The organism is Stenotrophomonas sp. 86428_Sma (assembly GCF_056481585.1).
The window spans coordinates 444,744-463,668 of the sequence record NZ_CM151156.1 but is presented as its reverse complement, the minus strand read 5'-3'; the positions used below and the strand labels follow the sequence as shown (position 1 = coordinate 463,668).

16 protein-coding genes are annotated in these 18,925 nt (G+C 59.6%); 6 read left to right on the top strand and 10 right to left on the bottom strand.

What is annotated here, in order from left to right; genetic code table 11:
• Positions 1 to 6: 6 nt before the first annotated feature.
• Positions 7 to 933: an XVIPCD domain-containing protein gene (locus ACZK3J_RS02045; RefSeq protein WP_099479146.1), complete on the bottom strand. Its 927-nt coding sequence runs from the start codon at positions 931 to 933 to the stop codon at positions 7 to 9.
• A 493-nt stretch (positions 934 to 1,426) separates the two neighbouring features.
• Between ACZK3J_RS02045 and ACZK3J_RS02040 the strand changes: the two genes are divergently transcribed.
• Both ACZK3J_RS02040 and ACZK3J_RS02035 read left to right on the top strand, forming a co-directional pair.
• Positions 1,427 to 1,936 (top strand): hypothetical protein, encoded by a 510-nt coding sequence (locus tag ACZK3J_RS02040; RefSeq protein ID WP_478476357.1) that lies wholly within the window; start codon positions 1,427 to 1,429, stop codon positions 1,934 to 1,936.
• Position 1,937: 1 nt separating this feature from the next.
• Positions 1,938 to 5,759 (top strand): XVIPCD domain-containing protein, encoded by a 3,822-nt coding sequence (locus tag ACZK3J_RS02035; protein ID WP_478476356.1) that lies wholly within the window; start codon positions 1,938 to 1,940, stop codon positions 5,757 to 5,759.
• A 209-nt stretch (positions 5,760 to 5,968) separates the two neighbouring features.
• Here the strand turns inward: ACZK3J_RS02035 and ACZK3J_RS02030 are convergent, their stop codons facing one another.
• The 3 genes from ACZK3J_RS02030 to istA all read right to left on the bottom strand — a co-directional run bounded on the left by ACZK3J_RS02030 (position 5,969) and on the right by istA (position 9,257).
• On the bottom strand, positions 5,969 to 6,871 hold the full coding sequence (locus ACZK3J_RS02030) for an HNH endonuclease (protein WP_478476355.1): 903 nt from the start codon (positions 6,869 to 6,871) through the stop codon (positions 5,969 to 5,971).
• Between the two features lie 108 nt (positions 6,872 to 6,979).
• Positions 6,980 to 7,771: an IS21-like element ISPa36 family helper ATPase IstB gene (gene istB / locus ACZK3J_RS02025; protein WP_003097544.1), complete on the bottom strand. Its 792-nt coding sequence runs from the start codon at positions 7,769 to 7,771 to the stop codon at positions 6,980 to 6,982.
• Positions 7,758 to 9,257, bottom strand: a complete 1,500-nt coding sequence (gene istA, locus ACZK3J_RS02020; protein ID WP_003097546.1) for an IS21-like element ISPa36 family transposase — start codon at positions 9,255 to 9,257, stop codon at positions 7,758 to 7,760. The genes istB and istA overlap by 14 nt, the downstream gene beginning before the upstream one ends.
• Here istA and ACZK3J_RS02015 point away from each other — a divergent pair.
• Positions 9,250 to 9,399, top strand: a complete 150-nt coding sequence (locus tag ACZK3J_RS02015) for a hypothetical protein (protein ID WP_478476354.1) — start codon at positions 9,250 to 9,252, stop codon at positions 9,397 to 9,399. The two genes, istA and ACZK3J_RS02015, sit on opposite strands and share 8 nt — an antisense overlap.
• Before the next feature lie 553 nt (positions 9,400 to 9,952).
• Here the strand turns inward: ACZK3J_RS02015 and ACZK3J_RS02010 are convergent.
• From ACZK3J_RS02010 to ACZK3J_RS01995, 4 genes are all read right to left on the bottom strand, one after another.
• Positions 9,953 to 10,189: a YkgJ family cysteine cluster protein gene (locus ACZK3J_RS02010; protein WP_197592574.1), complete on the bottom strand. Its 237-nt coding sequence runs from the start codon at positions 10,187 to 10,189 to the stop codon at positions 9,953 to 9,955.
• 50 nt (positions 10,190 to 10,239) lie between these two features.
• Entirely contained in the window at positions 10,240 to 11,895 is a 1,656-nt protein-coding gene (locus ACZK3J_RS02005; RefSeq protein ID WP_478476353.1) for a hypothetical protein, read from the bottom strand.
• Positions 11,896 to 11,958: 63 nt separating this feature from the next.
• Positions 11,959 to 13,059 (bottom strand): hypothetical protein, encoded by a 1,101-nt coding sequence (locus tag ACZK3J_RS02000; RefSeq protein WP_401742501.1) that lies wholly within the window; start codon positions 13,057 to 13,059, stop codon positions 11,959 to 11,961.
• A 54-nt stretch (positions 13,060 to 13,113) separates the two neighbouring features.
• On the bottom strand, positions 13,114 to 14,160 hold the full coding sequence (locus tag ACZK3J_RS01995; protein ID WP_478476352.1) for a helix-turn-helix transcriptional regulator: 1,047 nt from the start codon (positions 14,158 to 14,160) through the stop codon (positions 13,114 to 13,116).
• A 648-nt stretch (positions 14,161 to 14,808) separates the two neighbouring features.
• On the opposite strand from ACZK3J_RS01995, the gene ACZK3J_RS01990 reads away from it, so the two are divergent.
• The 3 genes from ACZK3J_RS01990 to ACZK3J_RS01980 all read left to right on the top strand — a co-directional run bounded on the left by ACZK3J_RS01990 (position 14,809) and on the right by ACZK3J_RS01980 (position 16,304).
• A complete protein-coding gene (locus ACZK3J_RS01990; RefSeq protein WP_478476997.1) occupies positions 14,809 to 14,967 on the top strand; it encodes a hypothetical protein in 159 nt (52 codons plus the stop codon).
• 91 nt (positions 14,968 to 15,058) lie between these two features.
• Positions 15,059 to 15,484 carry an energy transducer TonB gene (locus ACZK3J_RS01985; RefSeq protein WP_478476351.1) on the top strand — a complete coding sequence of 142 codons (426 nt, stop codon included), beginning with the start codon at positions 15,059 to 15,061 and terminating at the stop codon, positions 15,482 to 15,484.
• A 451-nt stretch (positions 15,485 to 15,935) separates the two neighbouring features.
• Entirely contained in the window at positions 15,936 to 16,304 is a 369-nt protein-coding gene (locus ACZK3J_RS01980; RefSeq protein ID WP_279938966.1) for a hypothetical protein, read from the top strand.
• Between the two features lie 144 nt (positions 16,305 to 16,448).
• Here ACZK3J_RS01980 and ACZK3J_RS01975 read toward each other — a convergent pair whose 3' ends face one another.
• The gene (locus ACZK3J_RS01975) at positions 16,449 to 17,396 is read right to left on the bottom strand and encodes a hypothetical protein (RefSeq protein WP_146257714.1); all 948 of its coding nucleotides are present in this window, start codon (positions 17,394 to 17,396) and stop codon (positions 16,449 to 16,451) included.
• Positions 17,397 to 17,399: 3 nt separating this feature from the next.
• Positions 17,400 to 18,830 (bottom strand): AAA family ATPase, encoded by a 1,431-nt coding sequence (locus ACZK3J_RS01970; RefSeq protein ID WP_100449284.1) that lies wholly within the window; start codon positions 18,828 to 18,830, stop codon positions 17,400 to 17,402.
• Between the last annotated feature and the right edge of the window lie 95 nt (positions 18,831 to 18,925).

Genomic DNA, 18,925 nt, shown 5'->3' with positions numbered 1-18,925 from the left:
CGCGGATTACTGCTCCTTCAACCGCAGCGAATCAGCCACATCGGTCTTGGCCGCCACCTCGGTGGCGATACTGGCGCGGCGGTGCCCCGGGTCGTTGCGGTCGCCCTGCACGATGAAGATGCTCTCCGCCGCATGGCTGCTCTTCGTCGGCTGGCTGAGCAGCACGTGGTCCACGCGCGAGAGATTGTTCTGCTTGGCCAGCACCAGCAGGCTGGCGCTGATGCGCTGGCTGGCCGCATCGAACGGGCGGCCATGCGCGGCATCCAGTTCGGCCACTTTCTGGATCAGCTGCGAGAACAGGCGATGGTCGGGATGAGAAGGGTCCAGCAGCGTGCCGGCCACTTCAATCGGCGTCGGCGGCGGCTCATCGCTGGCGCGGTCACCCTGGCGATGGTGCTCGGCCTCGCGCTCGGGCATCGCATGATGGGTTTCGGCATTCAGATCGCTGCCCGGGAACGGCGCGGCAATGCACTGGATTTCCGGCAGGTTGAACAACACCGCGAACTCGCCCAGGTTGCTGCCGCCATCCAGCGGCGCCGGCAGCGGATGCAGGCCGGCGTAGTGCAGCGCCGCCCAGACGAAATCGCTGCAGCGATTGATGGTGGCCGGGCGATCCACATCAAATTCGAACTCGGCCGGTTCCTCAGCGAAATCACGCAGGCAGCCGTAATGCTCCTCGGTGATTTCCAGGGTGCGGCTGTAGTACGGGTCCAGATGCTCGTCCGCATCATCGTGGCGAACCTGCGCGTACTGCACGCCGGAGCGGGTTTCGCCCGGCACTTGGCGCGGTGGTGCGAAGCCATAGCTGTGGGCCTCGTCGCCCGCGGCCACCTGCAGATACATATGGCCGCGCGGCGAAATGCCCCCACTTCTTAGCGGAGTGCCGGGGGCGGCCAGGTACAGCGTTGCGGTGTAGCGTGTTGCCTGCTCCATGCCTGTTCAGCCTTGATGGGTGCTGCGGTCCTGGCCGGATGATGGCATAGGTGGGATGGGAGGCAGGTGGAGAGGCCCAAGCTGCGGGATCGGCTTTCTGAATGTGTGAACCAGCGTGCATTCCGGCGGCGTAGGGCCGAGGATATGGAGTGCGGCGGGAGGGAGTCGTATATTCTTTGGAAACAGAGCAATGGAATTGCTGATGAACACATTTTCGCAAGTCCGCGTGCCGCAATCTGAGCATCCCAACGGGACAGCGGGCAGAATGCATTCTGTCGTGTGTGATCAGGAAGATCTCGGGGGGCACAGACCTTGGCCACTGACGCGACGCCTACTCCACCCCCTTACAACGGTTTCGGCCGGAATTGATGTATGGCGCATCTCGTGATTCCTGAACCTGTGCAGCTACAGCGCCTGTTGGCGGAAGCTGGCAACGCACAGGCGCGCCACATTCATCACCAGCACCAATCAATGCCAATCTCAGGAAAAGGCGATGCCCATTGAATTCAGGCCCGATTCCAACTCTGCATTCGATGCACCCAGCGCGGTGAGAATTTCTTACCCGCGGGTTCTACCAGCCACTCTGCCCGATGGACGCGAAGTCACTGAGTATCAATACACTTTCCGTCGTGACGGTGAGCGGGTAGCGTCGCTTGGCATCTTTGGAAGAGAAACGCTTACGATTGACGAGGACGGCCGTGAGCGCATTTACACGTTGGACCTTGGTACCAGTGAAGTACTGAAATCGATCATCGATTTCAAAGAGGAAATAGGAAATTCCGATGAAGTTCCTGCATTCATCCGCGCCGTCGCGCAGGGACTTCTTAATGTATTCTCCAATCAACCCAGCATTTTCGAGAGCATTCGCTACATCGCAGTAGCTCGGGCTGATTCATTGCTTCAACTTGGCATCGCGACGCCAGCGGACAGAATTCAGCTACGGAACGAGGAAGTAGTTCTAGGCAGCTTGTTTGTTCCGCAGAAGCAGGCTGAGGCAGGGTGATATGCCCCAGTTCTCATTTGAAAATTTCGCACTGACGACCCTGATGCCTGCCACAGATGCGGCCAGTGGGGCACAGCTCACCGACCAGCAGAAGGCAGAGATAGTCAGCTACCTGAAATCCCCAGGCTCCGGGCCCGACGGAGTAACGAGCTACGAAGACTTCGTCAACTCAAAGCTACGCAGCTTCCCCGCTGAACTTCCGTTCGGCGTTGACTATGTAGCGTTCTCGGGCACGGACAGCTTCGACAAGGGCAACTATTTCAATGCAACGGACTACGGTAAGAGTTTGCAGGGAAGGGCAGGTATCATCGGGGATACCCCGTGGGGAAAGTACATTGAAGAGATTGTAGACAAACCTGAGGCTCATCCGGACTTTCACACGGTTGCCGACAAGTTCCAGGCATTCATGGATGCTCGGGGCTTCAAGCCGATGGGTAACGGCGTCGGCGCGCTCCAAGACATGATGTGGAACGCTGGCAGCCCCAAGTTTTTCGAGAACGCCATCGCCACAGGCAAGCCCTTGGTGGCATTTGTCGAGAATGCCAAGCCCGAGCGTGGCTTCCACAAATTTGAGCTAGCCACCGCCCTCGACCACCCCAACGTCCGCATCAACGGCTATCCCATAAGTGCCTTCGGGCCTGAGCCGCTGGCCTTCGCAAGCCAGTCCGCCGCCGAGTACCAGGCGCTTGAGCGCAGCCTCGCGCAGCATGCCACCACCAACAGCGCGCAACCCGTCGATGTTGCGCAGGTGCGCCTGCATCTCAAACCCATCGATGGCTATGACGCTGTCAGCAAGACGCTCTTCGAACGACCGCTGCACGATTACAGCGCGTTGAACCTGAGCGAGATGTCGACCACGCGTGCGAACTGGGTCGCCGCGCATGCCAACCTGGGCACAGGGCCACGTCTGTTCGCTGATCTTCCCGAACCACCATCGCACGCGCCCCTGCAGCCAGGAGCTCCACGCGGCCCTCCCCGTGCGGCGACGGTTGCCGAAGCAGTGGCCGACGTTGCACCGCATGGCATGCACGCCGGAATCAACCCCGCTATCAAGGTTGCCGGCGTTGCGGGCGTCGCACTGCTTGCGCACGACTTCGCCACCTCCGGGCACAAGTGGATTGAGCTGAACTCGCAAGGCAATGCCGCAGGCGCAGATTCCACCGCTGCACACTTCGTCGGCCGCAACGTCGGCGGTGCAGTGGGGGGCTTTCTTGGCGGCGCTGGTGTCGGCCTCGCTTCGGGCTCGTGGACGGGGCCCGGCGCCATTGCAACGGGTATCGGTGGCGGTGTCCTCGGTGCGTATCTCGGCGAACGCTGGGCCGAGCAGAAAGACATCGAACGCGTCTACTCCCAAGTTGACCCGATGGGGCGCACCTGGACGCGCGACCCCGCTGATCCCAATGGGCGCTGGCTGCGAGCCGGCGAACAGCAGCAGGTCCAGAGCACCGACCTGGGCACCGGCGTCGAAGTCCGCCCGGTGCAGACGGCACAGGGTGACGACGTCACCTTCCGCACCAGCTATGTTGCCACCGGCACATTGGAGCGCCAGTTGAACTGGCAGGCGGCCCGGGCCTCGTATGAGTTGGGCTTGTCGAATCCGCCACCCCCACAGAACCCCTACCGGCTGAACGCCAATGGCTTGGCCGAGCCGGCACGAGGCGCCTTCGAGACCGATCGCGCCTTTGTACGCGATGCCAGCTCGGGACAATGGGAACTTGAAATCAAGGAAATGGTGGATGGCCGAGTGCCCAACAGCCGCCACCTGCCAGTCTCGGCGGAGCAGGCGCAGGCTCTGGATGAACAGTCGCGCACGGTCATCGCCCAGAACGCGTCAAACACCAAAGCCGCGATGGCTGCGCGCTACATGGTTGCTCACGAGCAAGGACGTTGGAGCGACTTCGGCGACGCGAACAATCCATCCATTCCCCGTGCCATTCAGGACGCGCAAGCCAGCGCCGACACGTTGAAGGCGAGTGATGGCAATGCCTATACACGGCAGGCGGACGGCCAATGGGTCAGCAAGGGTGTGATCTTTGACAGCGCCGCCAACCGGAATCTGAGCGACGAGCTGGAGATCACCTGGCAAAGCCAGAATGACGGTATCGCCGGGCTGCACGACATCGCCAAGCAGCTCAAGGACACCGCACAGGTTGCACACGAGGGTATTCGCGGCCAGGTGGATGCGCTCTACGCGCGCCATGGCATCGAGCGCACCGAGCAGCAGCTTGCAGCTACAGCCGTCGCGGTGGAGCAGACGCTGAATCTGCAGGGCAGAACAGGCGACGTGGTTCTGGAACTGATGCCAGATCCCCGCACCCACGCGCCCAGCGCAGAAAGTGCCATCGCCACGTTCGGTGACGCCGGCGGAAACCGGATGGTGCTCACCGGCACCACCACCATTGAAGATATTGCGCGTGCTCAATCGCAGCTTCGGCCTGAGGCTTCACTAGCTGCCCAAGGCGCTGCGCCTGCAGATCAGGCGACGACGCCCGACGTACCCGAGCTACGCATTGCTGCGCTGACTGCAAGGGAGCAGGACGCGCACCGGCAAGCGCTGCAGGAGGCCAATCGTCAAGGCAGTGCGGCGGTGGATGCGCAGCAGGCAGCGTCTGCGGCCGTGCTGGAGGCGCGAGGGGTGCAGATCGACCCGGTTGAGGCACTGAAGGGCGACACTGACCTGCAACGAGGTGCGGCAGCCAGTGCTGTCGTTGAACCCGCTCGCGAGCCCACTCCGGCGCCCGCTCCTGTCATCGCCGCGCCCTCGGCGTCGATTGTTGAGCCAGAGCGCACGCGTCCCTCCCGTGAGAGTGAGCAGCCAGTAGAGAGTCGCCCTGAACGACAAGCCGATTCGGCGCAGCGTGCAGAGGATGCCGCCCGGCAGGACGTTCGGAAGGAGGAGCCGACACCGGCTGCACCGGCAGTGGGCCCTCAAAGTGCCTCGCAGCATGAACCGACCGCAGAGCGGGCCTATGAGCAGGGGAATGCCTCGGTCGCAAGTACTGCGGACAGTGCAGGCTCAACCCAGCCAGTTCACATGCAGGAGCGCAGGGCTGAGGGTCCAGCGCATCAGGGCGGTGCTGAGCCGCAGAAGCTTGCGGATGCACTGCCGGTGCAGCCTGCCGTCGCTACAGCTCAAGACAAAGCAGAGCAGCCGCTGCCGCAACCTTCTGAGAGCGAGCAGGCCCCAAGGACCGCCCAGGAAGTCCCGTTGGATCTCCCAGTTCCGCCACTACCGGCCCAGGACGATCCGGAGCCGGAACCTGCAGGCCCCAGAACGGCTGACGTTGGCGGAGACGCTACCCGTCAGGCAGCGCCCCCCTCTTCCCCTTCAGATGAGGAGCGCGACCTCCCTGAGCATGTAGCGCCGCCGTCGGCCGCTCTGACGGAAAGCAATCCAATGCAACCCGGTCATCCCGATCACCCGCTCTATCAGCAGATCCGCGAGGGCGTAGCGGAGCTGGATGCCCAGCACGGCCGAAGCTTCGATGCCACGAGCGAGAGGATGACGGCAAGCCTGCTGGTTCTGGCCAAGGACAATGATCTGTCCCACGTTGATCACGTACTCGTAAGCAACGCCACGGCAACGCATCCTGCCGGCCATACCCTCTTCGTGGTGCAGGGCGAGGCGAACGATCCTGCCCATCTGCGCGCCTCCATGCCAACGGCAGAAGCGGCGCAGACGCCTGTGGAGGAATCACTGCTGCAGTTCGATTCGGTCAGCAGGGAAGCGCAGCAGCGCGCACTGGCCAATCAGCAGGAGCAGCAACTGCAGGACGAGCGCGCACAGCAGGATATCCAGGTGCGTGCGGCAAGCATGGGGTGAGCACGGGTTCAGATGAAGGCTGCGCTCAATGGCTGACGCTGAGGATTCCAGCAGCTGACCTTCATTCAGCCCCTCGCTCAAACCCCGACCACCACCGTGAATTGCTCAGACAATTACCAGCGCAATGAGCGATTCGGGCCATTATCGGTCAAATCCCTCCGATTGCAGGCATCCCCAATTTTGGGATGCCTACAATCGGCGATTCTCACCTACTTACGCAGCAGCACATCTCGATGGTAGTTCAGGTAATAGATCTGCGCCGCGGAGAACGGAACGTTCGAAATCTTCTGCACAATATCCCACTTCAAGCGCACCGCCTCGGGCAACTGGCTGCTCACGACTAGTCGGCCGTCATCTTCAAACGAGATGTACCCGCGATCGAACAACCGATCGATATGAGGTGCCAGCATGAGGCCATTGTTCCCATCAAGACGCTCATCGTTGGTGCTCTTCGCCCAGGGCTTGATGTGGCTGGCGATCAAAAACTTGGGCTCACTCGTACCAGTAACGCGGCAGGATTCTTCAATTTCGCTCACGCGCTTCCGGTAGATACCCTGTCCCACTCTGGCATTGATCAGCTGGGCCCTTACGGTTTCACCAATATTGTTGTCTTCCTTAATTTGCTTGACCGACACCTCGTCCTGCCAATCACCCAGCTGGTCAATGTCAACGTTGAGCAGCGCCAACAGCTCAGTGGCCATCGCCTCGGGCACAGGGAACAGATAGGCCTGGTTAGCCTTTCCATCCAGCTTCAGCGGAGAGTACTTTTTCGGAAGACGCGGCCCAATCTTCACCATGTGATCGCTCACTTTTAGCGGGGCTTCCATTAGGTGATAGTCCACTGGAACGGCCCAGCCGTCCTTGCGCCATTCGTTGTCCGTCTTCTTGAAGTCATCAGGACGATCCCTCGCGTAGTGCACCCCATTGACGACCGCAACCGCCCTGATTCGAGTGTTGGCAAACGCAAAGACCACATCGCCCGGCTGCACCTGGGTCATGTGCTCATAGAAGGGATTCGTCTTTCCCTCCACATTAGTCTTCGGCGACCACAAATAGCCTGCCTTAACCGCCCGATCAAACGTCTGCTTTTGGTTCACCCACCAGTACGCCATCCCTGCTTCCCCTGTCTCATCTAGTGCGGCCAACTGTTGGCGCGCACTTAAAACTGACCCAGGCTGCGCGTTGAACTTTGACCCACCCGGTGTACGGGGCTGAGGGTATCAGTTGGTGGTCTGGGTGGTGGCCTCCTTTGCCCTGATTCTGGCTTTGGTCTTGTTGGCGGCGGTGCTGTTGCGCAGCCGCCAGGAGTCGTTGCCGGTCTCCAGGATGTGGCAGTGGTGGGTGATGCGATCCAGCAGCGCGGTGGTCATCTTGGCGTCGCCGAACACCTGACCCCATTCGGAGAAGGCCAAGTTGGTGGTGATGGCGAGGCTGGTGCGCTCGTAGAGCTTGCTGATCAGGTGGAACAGCAGCGCGCCGCCTGAGGGGGTGAACGGCAGGTAGCCCAGTTCATCGAGGATGACCAGGTCGGCATAGGTCAGGCGCAGGGCGATCTGCCCGGCCTTGCCCTGGGCCTGTTCCTTCTCCAGCGCATTGACCAGTTCGATGGTGGAGAAGAAGCGCACGCGCAGGCGATGCTGGCGCACGGCCTGGATGCCGATGGCGGTGGCCAGGTGGGTCTTGCCGGTGCCCGGTCCACCGACAAGGACGACGTTCTCGGGGGTGTGGATGAAGTCACCCTGGTGGAGTCGTTCGACCAGTGCGCGATCAACGGGACTGGCCGCGAAGTCGAACCCGAGCAGGTCACGATGGACGGGGAAACGTGCGGCCTTCATCTGGTTGGCCTGGGCACGAACCTGCCGTTCGGCGGACTCGGCCTGCAGCAGTTCGGCCATCCAGTGTTCGGGCTCCATGGTGTGCAGGCGCATCTTGGCCAGCAGTTCGGGCCACTGGCTGGCCATGCCGTGCAGCTTGAGCTGCTGCATGCGCAGCGGCAGGTCAGGCGTCGACATGATCTGCCTCCCGCAGGGCGTCGTAGCGGGCCGGATCGGACACCGGCGGATGACGCAGCGTCACTCGCGAGGCGACCGTCTCGATCGTGCGGTCCGGATGCTGCAATCGCCCCAGCACGTTGAGCACGTGGTCGGCGCGCACCAGGCCGGACTCGAGTGCCAGTTCCACCGCCACCAGTACCGCTTCGAGCCCGTGCACGGGTACGGCGGCCAGCACCTGGGCCATGGCGCGGTCGCCGTGAGGCTGGCGCAGCAACACCTGCTGCAGCTTGCGCAGCGGATCGGGCATGGACAGGAACGGCGCGCCGTCACGCAGTGCCCCCGGCTTGCGCTGGACCAGGGCGATGTAGTGCTGCCAGTCGTAGTGGACCCGATCACGCTCGAAGCTGCGCCGGTGGCGGGCGACCTCGGCCTCGCCGACCACCACGGCCAGTTCGAAGGGATACACGCGCAGGCTGGCGACGGCGTGGGCGTGTTCGCACGGCACGCTGTAGCGGTTGCGCTGGAAGCTGACCAGCGCGGTCGAACTGACCCGCACCGGCCGCTCGATGTAGCCGTCGAAGGGCGCGGGCATCGGCATCAGGTGGGGCTGTTCGTCCTCCAGAGCTTCGGCCACGGTGATGTCGGAGGCATCCGGATGCGCCTGCATCGGCCAAGCGGCGCGGCACTCGCTGGCGAGCCAGGCGTTGAGGGTGTCCAGATCTGGCCAGTGGCGGGCCCCGGCCTCGATCCAGATCTGTCGGCGCCGGTCCTGCACGTTCTTCTCGACCCGCCCCTTCTCCCAACCCGCGGCGCGGTTGCAGAACTCCGCGGCGAACAGGTAGTGGCTGGTCATGGCGTGGAAGCGGGCGTTGACCCGCCGTTCCCGGTGCTGGCCGATCCCGTCCACCGCCGTCTTCATGTTGTCGTAGATGCCGCGGCGCGGCACGCCACCGAAGGCGGTAAACGCCTGGGTATGAGCATCGAACAGCATCTCGTGGCTCTGGGTGGGATAGGCCACCAACCAGAAGGCGCGGCTGCAGGCCAGCTTCACGTGGGCGAGATCCAGCGGCATCTTGGCGTGGCTGCCGACGAAGGCGTACTCGCGGCTCCAGTCGAACTGGAAGGCTTCACCCGGAGGAAAGTGCAACGGCACGAAGGCCGGGCGGCGGCTGGCGCCGCCGGCCGCCTTCCACTGGCGGATGAAGGCCGTCACCCGGGTGTAGGTGCCCGGATAGCCGATCGCCTGCAACTGCGAGAACAGCACCTTGGCGGTGCGTTGTTCCCGCCGGGGACGATGGCTGTCGGCACGCAGCCACGTCTCCAACTGGGACCGGTAGGGATCGAGCCGGGAGGGCGAGGCTCGCCTGGGATAGACCGGCTCGGACTGGCCGCTGCGCAGCCATCGCCGGATGGTATTGCGGGATAGGCCCGTGCGCTTGGCGATCTCGCGCAGCGGCAGGCCATCGCGGAAATGCATCCGCCGGATCTTGGCCAACATGACCATGGTGATCACTCCTGAAATCCCCCGAGCAAAAGATGCTCAGGATGTGGGCTTCAGGTGGGTCAGTTTTACCCGCGCATCACCGCCGAAAGTGGGTCAGTTCTGGATGCGCGCCAACAGCCAACTGGCCTCCGAGACGGGATAGTACCTTTCGATGTCGCAATCAGCACGTTTCTGGCAAGCACAGTTCGGCAGAGGAAGCCCCGCCTTCCTTGCCTTGACGTGGCAACACGCCTTGCAACCGGCCCCGCACCGCGCGCTCGTCCACGCTCCTTTCGCTGGCCTTGACACTCACGAAGAGCACTTTGTTCTTCTTGTCGGGAGTCAGGCTCTACGGGTGGGTCGGGACCGGATAGATCGCCACCTTCTGGTAGCTAGCACTGCTTTCCGTTCTAGCCGTGCCCGCATCGTGGTTGGGCACGAACAGGCACGTGCCGCCCAGTCCAGTGTATTGGCAGAACGTAAGATCTCGGGAGAACTGAAGCTCCACGCCAGAAGTTCAGACCTGCGACACATGTTGTCGCAACTTCACACAGAATGGACTTCGATGGAATCGTTTGAGGCAGGGACGCCTACTCCCCTCAACCAAGAAGAGGAAGTGCGATGTTCAGAATCATTGGAGCAGTTGTTGTATACGGATTTGCGCTCTATGGCGTTGGCCACTGGTTGGCCAATCGCGATGACCCGTCGGTTTTCGATCAGGAACCGCGCTGATCAGCCCCTGGCGAAGCCTGTGCCTGCAGAAAGCGGCATGCCTGCACGTTGATCTCAACGAAGGCATCCCAAGACATTGTTGCCGCATAGTGCCTATGGAATTGAAGATCGACTCGACAAATGTCGGGTCGATCTTCGTATATGCCACAGCGCCGATTCTCTTCGCAGTAGTGGCGGCAGACTCCATCGCCTCTGTCCAGGAAACGCGTCTGCTCAGCCACGTGGACCTGCTGGCAACAAAGTCCACAGCCGCTGCACGGAAACGGCGCGTTCACGCCCTAGCCAGTCCAGAAAGCCACGCGCGCGTGCCAGATACATTGCCAACCTCGTATGGCAATTCAATGCCACGTCGCTCGATCTCAGTCGCCAGCACCAACGAGCGTTCGAACTCAGCGTTGCAGGCCGCCAGGTCCTGAGCAAATTCAACCATCGCGCACGGATCAACATTCAGTTCAATCGCAGCCAGTTCCATCAGGTAGGTATCAAGGCGACGGTTGATCTCGATGAAGTCCGCCAGAGTCTGGACATGTGCGCTGCGCGCCATGAAATCCCATATCTTTGCAGCCAAAGGACTGTGCAGAAGTGACCAGGTCAAGCCCAAGGTCACCACGCCACTCACCAGTGCCGCCAGGAACGAAACCAGCGGCCCGCCGATGATTGGGGTCGCAGAAAGCGCTGCCAGCTGGCTCAGAACCAGTGAAGCCGCGATCGCCCCTGCACCCACAGTAAGTGCTTCCAGTGCTGCCCGCTTCTGATCGATGTCATTCAACCTGCCCGGGTTGAGGCACATGATCTTGATCGACTTCACCAGCGACCCCCACATCTCGCGGATGATCTTGGCGGTGTTCTTGGCCGACCTTGCGAAGATATTGAACACCGTCGTGGTGATGCTGGCCGCAACGCCGCCGAGGAAGGAGTCTCCAAATTCAGCAAGCAAGTCGCCGAATCGGCGCTGCACCCTTCGCCAGATGCCACTAAGCAACGCACTTACCCTATAAAGAAATCGCTCGAACGTGAATCGCCGCTTCAACCCCTTCAGGGCTGACGGGAGTTTGGCCCGCAACTCAAACCAAACCTCGCTCGCAATCAACCCTAACACCTGGCGCAGCCCCATTCGCAGCCCGACGTTCGCGGACGCGTACGCTGTATTCTTGAGGAACTTGCTACCGGTGTAGTAAGCAACGTTGACCTCCCGCTCATAGGCATCACGCGCCTCGGCATCACGCTGACGCATTCCGTCCTGGTCAATGTCCTTCAGCGTGTCATTGCGCTTTTCAACCTTGGCAATGCCGGCTTCCAGGGTTCTTGCATGATGCTGCTGTTCCGGGGTGTCACGCGGCATTGCATCCAGCTCCCGCTTCCACGCCGCGATCTTCCGCTCATTCTCCTTGATGGTCCTGGAGACGTCGGCCAGATACGCGTCGACCGGCTTGGCGCCCTTGGAAGAATTGATGGTTTGGTGCGTTGACTGCAGATTGCTGGACCGGTTGGCAAGCTCCACCCCATCCAACTCCGCCAGCACGCGACCCGGATCGTCATGCACCTCCTTGGCCGCGATGACATGATCCAAGGCACGCTTGTCCTGCGCCCCCATGGTCTTCCCACGATAAGGATCCGTGAGCGTGCCGGCCTGATGGCTCGTCTTGTCCGCCCTGCCCTGGTTCTTGTAGTTGTCGTGGGTGTGATAGGCCGTGGTGTCGTACTCCCCGCGGTTCTCATACCGCTGCCTTTCGGTATTGGCGGCACCGCTGTCACCATCCGCCACGTAGTGCCCCTGACGAACATTGTGGATGGTGTCCACATCCCCCCCCTGCTTATCCTGAAGCAACAGGAAGTCGAGGCCAAAGCTGGTCGCCAGGCTGTTCACGACGGTCTTCTCCAACTGGGGCATCCAGTCGAAATCGTGATCTGCATACGATGAGATCATGGGATAGTCCAAATGAGGAGATTTGATGAAGATGGCGGATGTCGAGCACCCGCCACTGGATGCTTACTGGGGGTTGAATCGCATTGCGCTGTTGCGACCTTCAGCCAAGGCCGCGTCAATGCCGTCCTTGTTGAGAATCATCGATCCATCCGCGTCAGTCTCCATCTGCGGCACGCCATCGGTGCTTACCACCACATCGCCATCCTTCATCTTGACCTTGAACAGTGGCGTGGAAATGATGTCGGTTAGGATCGCCGCCAACGCGTAGCCATTGCCGATGGCCAGCATGATCTCGTCCTCAAACTTCGACAGCTCTTCGTCGACATTCCGACCCAGGCGCTTCAGACCGCCTACGAGACTGTCCATCCCCTCCAGCGTATCGAGGTAGCGCTCGAAGTTGACGCGGATCTCTTCCAACGCCGCCTTCACCTTGCGTGCTGACAGCGCAGTGCTCGCAAGCGAAACGCCTGCCTTTTCCATCTTGGAAACAGCCTTGTCGACCTCAATGCTGGACTGCTTGGCATTCTTCAACGCCTTGTCGCCATGGCTGTCATAGGCCCAACCCGCAATGGCGAAGATGGGGGCGGCTACCGCGGCGCCGAGGATGGCCGTGCCGCCCGCGATACCCATCCCACCAGCAGCCAGCGATCCTCCACCTATCGCTGCCAGCGTCGCATTCGTCGCCGCAACACCCGCCAGACTGGAGATGGCAGTGCCCGTTGAAGCCGCAGCAAACGTCATCACGCCGCCATACACGGCGAAGCCAGCGGCGACACCACCAGCGCCCGCCCCGGCAATACTCCCCAGCACACCCACCGCGGAATACGCATAGGCCTCGACCTTCTGCAACGTGTGCCGCGGCAGCTTGACCTCGAGCTTCAGATCGCGGCTCTGGTTGAGCTGCTCCAACAATGCCGCCGACAGCAATGAGAAGCGCTCGAAGTCCTTTCCGATGCTCAGTTCCAACTGCCCGAGCGCGTCGAGCGACTCAAGTGCCTTGGCCTCCTGGCGATCAAACTGCTCTCGACGAACCTGATAGCGGGAACGCGCGGCATCGGCGATGTCGTCCGATTCACTATGCTTCTTGTAGCCGTCGTAGACCTTCTTGGCGCCAACCGAGAGGGCTGCCGCAGCGCCGAGTCCGATGATGATGGGTAGTGGCATGTTCTTGTTTCCTGGCAGTGGTGGTGTTGGGTATGAACAGCGTTGGGGTGTGAATCAGACGTCGGTCAGCAGGTAAGCTGCTGCTGCGCTCTGCACTCGGACTGCGATGCGCTGGCGGAGGGAATCTGGCTCAATTACACGGATGCGCTCGGCCTGGGCCAGAATCCAAGTGATCATCTCTTGGTCGTCAGGCACCTGGACCCGCAGCCTTTGCCAGTCACTTTCTTCGATGGCCTGCAGCTGCTGCCCGGTGGCAAGTGGCGTTTCGGCCAGGGCCCAGGCTAGATGCGGATGCACTTCGGCATGCAGCTCTGTGGTCCCAATGCTGTTGCGGGGACTGAACGCGGCCGACTGTAGATAGCTCGGCATATCGAAGCCACGATCGTCGGCCTCCTCCTCCTGTACAGAGATATCCAGGATGCGATGCAAGGCATAGTGGCGAAAATCATCAAAGTCGCCGACGCGAGCAATCAGATAAGTCGTCGCTCCGCGCGATGCAAGTCCCGCGGGATGAAGCATCAGTTCTACCGGCGTCTCCTTTGCGCGGCTGAGATACCGAACCTGAAGTACGCGGCCGGCGAGTAGACCGGTAGCGACGCGGTCCCAGATCTCCGGCACAACCGAAGCAGGTAGAAGCGGCTTCACGGGAGGGACTACCCGAACACGCCGAGACCACTGCGAAAAGCCGTTGTGGTCCATTGCCTGCAGCAAAGCCCGGGACTCGTTGAAATGCGGGTCTAGTAGATCGAGAACGGTAGGCGGGAGGATATGGCGAAGGTGCTCTTCCGCCATGGTCATCGCCAACGCCGCCGCCGGACTGATGGAGGGGACTGTCGTCTGCGCGCTTGCGGCAAATGACCATCGATAAGGACGCAAGCGACGCACAGCCTCATCACTGTCTTCTGAGCTGCATACCAGCTGGAAGAGCGTGCTCAGCTTTCCCGAGAGATCGCGCTGCAACGAGCGCAAGTTAATATCAAAACCCTCCGCCCACAGTGCATCACGCAGTTCAACTGTGGAGATGCTACGCGGATAGCGCGGGATCAGCCGCAACAGGACAAGATTCCTGGCGAGTGGGTCCTTGTTTGAGCGTTGACTCATGGTTCCTTGCTGGGCCCGACCTAAGTCGCCGCCCCCCTCAAAGTGTGGGAACAGACTGCGGGGAGCACGCGACAATCCGTGTCGCCTCATACTGATCAGTACGACTGAGATTCAAATGATCGGTGTTGAGTGCGTGGCGCGTGCTTGGGTACAGGCGTCGTTGCCCGTTACCGCACAGCCGTGGGCAAGGCCATCGGCTTGGTGCACCGAAGTTGAGGCTGGTTAAAAACCATGGAAAGATTGGCGGCGTAAGGCGCGCCTGGGCCGTGCGACAGTATCCCTGCCGCCACGAGAGAATTCCCTTTCATCTTCAGCCCCCCCCTGTGGGCCAATCCATTTTTGCAGAGTCTACGACATTGGAACGACAGGATGGCCCCAATTTCCATAGGAATTTATGCAACTCATGGAGACCAGAAACAAGCCTAAAGATCCTCTGTGCGGCGCCGCTAACTTCCTAATCGAAAATGCGCTGACAATCTGAAGCCGAGATCCGGGCATTTACGACAGCTCTCTGCGTCCGGGTGCCTTTGGCGGCTAGTTGACGAATTTCCCGGCAATCTGCATTCGGCACCGCAATCGCTGGTACTTCTGCTGTCGATCCACCTCATCGACAATGGCCTGGGCGACTTCGCTGGTACTGCACACGCAATGTCTGCGGCTGCGTACCACTGCGACGTCGGCATGGATGAGTACCTGCTGGGCCGCTACGCGGACCTCCCTCCACGCGAGGCTGCACTGGCGTTCGGCAGCGACTACCACCTGGATCGCGACGATGCGCTGTGGCCACGGTCGGGTGCGCCTATGTAGTCCGCGCAGCAATCCCGTACACCGGCATTCAAGGCAAGCGATGCCAGAGGATGGCCGCTATGCTGGCAGCGCACTGGAATGGAAACCACGTATGCCCCGCTTCAACACCGCCCTGGCACTGAACCTCGTTCTGATGCAGCTGGGCGCTACACCTGCCACGGCCATGGCGGCAGACCCGCAGGTTTCCACTGAGGTGTTCGTGGAGCGCGGTGACAACCCCACCTTCGAGCTGCAGCAGGCGCCTGCCATTGAGTATTCAACGGCCCCTGCCAGGCCGCCCGATACCTTCCTGCAGGCTCCCATGCAGGTGGTGCTGGTTGCTCAGCTGGATGAGCTGGGCCACGTTTCCAACGTGATGGTGGCGCGGTCCAGCGGACTGCGGGAGATGGATCGTGCGGCCCTTACCTCAGTACGCCAGTGGCGCTTTGATCCGGTCGTGGTTGAGGGCGTCGCACTGCATGCGCGGGTGCGGGTCCGTCTGACCTTCGCGCCCACGGCCGAGGCGCCACCCGGCTGAACCGCTGCCCCAATCTGTCGCAATTGGGCCTACGCCATAACCGTGGCTGCGGGCATTCCTGCGCTTGGAGCCAATAGCGCCAAGCCCTTCAAGACCCTTGTGGCGCAATCGCTTGCTGGCTTAACACCGTGTGCGACAATGCCGAAAACGTCAGGACTGGCAATCATCAGTCCTGTGGTTTCTTGGCATTTGGTTGCTGCACGGGTATCTCTTGGCGTGCCACCGGAAAAGGGTGGCGCGGGACTCGAAAACCCGTCTATGTACCAGATGTATGCGCTTGCCGGCCGGCGTCGCCTTTGTGTGGCGCCGGCTGGCAATCCGTTCGCGTTCCATGGCGGGCGGTGCGTGGGGATCTTCGGATCCGCCGGTCTGGTACATACCGGTTTTCGAGCCCGCACCGTCCGCCACCTTTATCGGTGGCACTGCTATCTGTCCTGTACGGAGCATTGCCATGAACACATCGGACTTCCGTTCCCTGCACGCGCACTACGATCCGGACAACGCCGAACCCGAGCGCGAACCGTCCGTCGATCCCAACGCCTTCGTCGCCACGCTACACCGCATCGGAACCGGTGCAGCGGCGGACGGCCAGCCTTGGCCGGAGCGGCATCAATTGCCTGGGCGCTGCCTTCAGTTGGCGGATGCGGATTGCGCATTGGCTGGTCTGCGCGTGGTAGCGGAGCTGATGCTGGCTGCGGAGCGGACTCGGCAGAATGGTGCGCCCGAGGAGTACCTGGGGGATCGGGTGATGGAGGGGTTGAAGATGGCGTGTGTGGCGCTGACTGCGCAGGTGGCTGAGCGGTTGCAGGTTCACCGATAAAGATGAGCGTTCACGCACACATGTAGCCAAATGATTGTTGAGGAAAATTAATGAGAAGAGGCAATTGAGCCTGCAATGATGCAGGAACAGCGTTGCAGACTCAAAGTGTGAAACTTGGCAAACACGGAACGTGTGTGGCAAAACCTAAGCCGCAAGCCATTCCACTATCTCAGGCAGGGGGAAAATATCCTCAGGCACTGTTTTAGCCAACAAAGTTGCCATATAACGTTGCCGCTCATCCCGCCCAAAACTCACAATGCTGTTACAGACCACACTATCAACCCCCGAAAGGCGAGCGTATGCACCTATACACGCCCAGATACACTCCTCTCCCGCGTGACCATGAGGAAGCCATTGAATTGAGATATTTGTGCTGAGGGAATCCTCATGATTCTCAACAAGCCCATTTATACGATCGACGATCATTTTCGCTCGAGGTTCGGCACATCCTCGACTTTCAAGTGAAGAGATCAAGGAAGTGGCGATCACAACACGATCTGAATTGGGCTCAAAGTGCTCGTGCCTCAATAACCCCCCTACCCTTGATAAAACCCCCTCCTCCTGCAGTGCAAGCGAAAGACACGAGGAGACTACAAGGATTTTTTTAAATTCATCATTAATTAATGAGAAGAATCCATTCTTCAGTGACCCACTAAACGCCATCTTCAAATAGGCGACGACATGATCCCGCCGAAAATTGTAGTTCTCAATAGAATGACCTTGCGTGGAGAATTCTCTGGCTCCCTGGACAGGCGCGACCCAAGCATTAGAAAGTCGGAACTCACCCGGGGGCAATCCATCCCATTCCCGATCTTTCAGCACCGCGAGCACATCATTGATCCTCGGCAAATTATTCGCGAGCTGCTGCGCCACTCTTACCACTTCCTTCACTTTTTCTTTATTACCCATTCCAGCACAGCATTCACCTTCAAGAATGCCGGCCTGATCAACCGTAAATACTGCGTCACAATCCCTTTCAGCATGCAGCCTAAGAATAACATTCCGGTCGGATATCCCTTCTACAAGGAGCGTCTTGCCACTCCTCCGCAGGGCTGCATTAATAAATCCATTTATGCTGTATTTCGATCCCATTTCTTATGCCTCATCCACGTCATCAGGCTGAACATCGTCAAAAAGTGAAGGCTGCTTTCGCGCAGAAGCATTAGGCTCAAAATCTTGAACATCGAACAAATGCTCAGCCCCAACTTCAGGCGAGTGAGTGCACACGACAATTTGTCGATCCGGTGCTTGGCGGGTCAACTCGTTGAGAATTATGCGCTGCCAATCGATATGGAGCGAAAGCTCCGGCTCGTCAATCAGGAACATTCCAGACGTGAACTTGGTACGGCTCGCGCAGTACAGCATCGTTATAATTTGCCTCTCACCCGAGGAGAGCGCATTCATTCCATATGAATGACCTGCCCCGGTCGAAATTGAAACAAGTCTTTTCGTCGGCCGCTTTTCCTCAATGTTCCTGCCAATCTTCAGCTGTTTTCCATCCAAGAATTTGTTAACTGAATTCTCGAACTCTCGCGTTTTGCGAAGCGCATTTCTTCGAGTCCCCTCTCGCTCCAACAATGCCTTCCTATAAATATCAAGAAGATATCTATTGACTCCAGAGGGTTGAGGTGACGAGCCAAGCTGACGTGCGGACCGCAGAAGGTCCTGATTTATTTCTTTGGAATTCTCGACACCCGAAGCCAATTCCTGAGCCTCAAGAAGATCGGATATCTCCTGAAGAATACCTTCATTGGAATCCTTGGATTCAGTGCTTTCTAGCCCAGCACTAACTCTAAATACCTTTACGAATGTTTCCTCGAACATTCGCTGCTCTTTGGCAGTTATTTCGTACTGTGCGCGGCGCCACTCTTCAGTTAAGGAAGTCTCGACATCTGAAATACTTGGGTAGCGAATAACAGGAACAAATTCGCCAAACCACTGGCGGCAAACAAGTGTTTTTTCTACCGAGGAGAGTGCTTCCTCGTGCACCTGCCGGGGGGACAGATTTTCTCTGGAACCCTCCCTCAAGGCTATGAATTCCAATTTCTGAAGCGATTCCAATTCTTCAGATCGTGCTTCACTGTACCTGCCAACACCATATCCATCTCGCCTTGTTCGCTCCAGAACCGAGCGGAAAGCCGGAAGATATGTCGCGCGGCCGCCGAGAACAGTTCTGAGAGAAGTCAGCTCTAGCGGCGATAGCGCGTCTATAGAAGATCCGGTCAAAGCCCCGTTAACAGATACTCTGATCGCCGAACTATCCTCATCCCTTTCAATTTCGACCTTGTCATCTGCAGACGTCCAAACGCAGATTCGCTGAAACTTGATGTATCTAAATCTGTTGAAATCGAGCTCAAGAAGATTAGCCAGAAGGTGCAGCATTGTCGTCTTGCCACGACCATTCTTGCCATAGATGACATTCAGACCTGGGCCCAGCGTCATATCGACATCCATTTGCCCATGAAGCCCCTCAACGACAATGCGCCGAATAAACAACGGACTAGCAGTGGACTTGCGCTCTTCCATAATTCCATTTCCTCTTATTATTCAGCGCCTGACAGCACACTCGAAGCAGAAGTACGTATCGCACTATCAACTAAAAGAATGGCGACCTAGGGTCG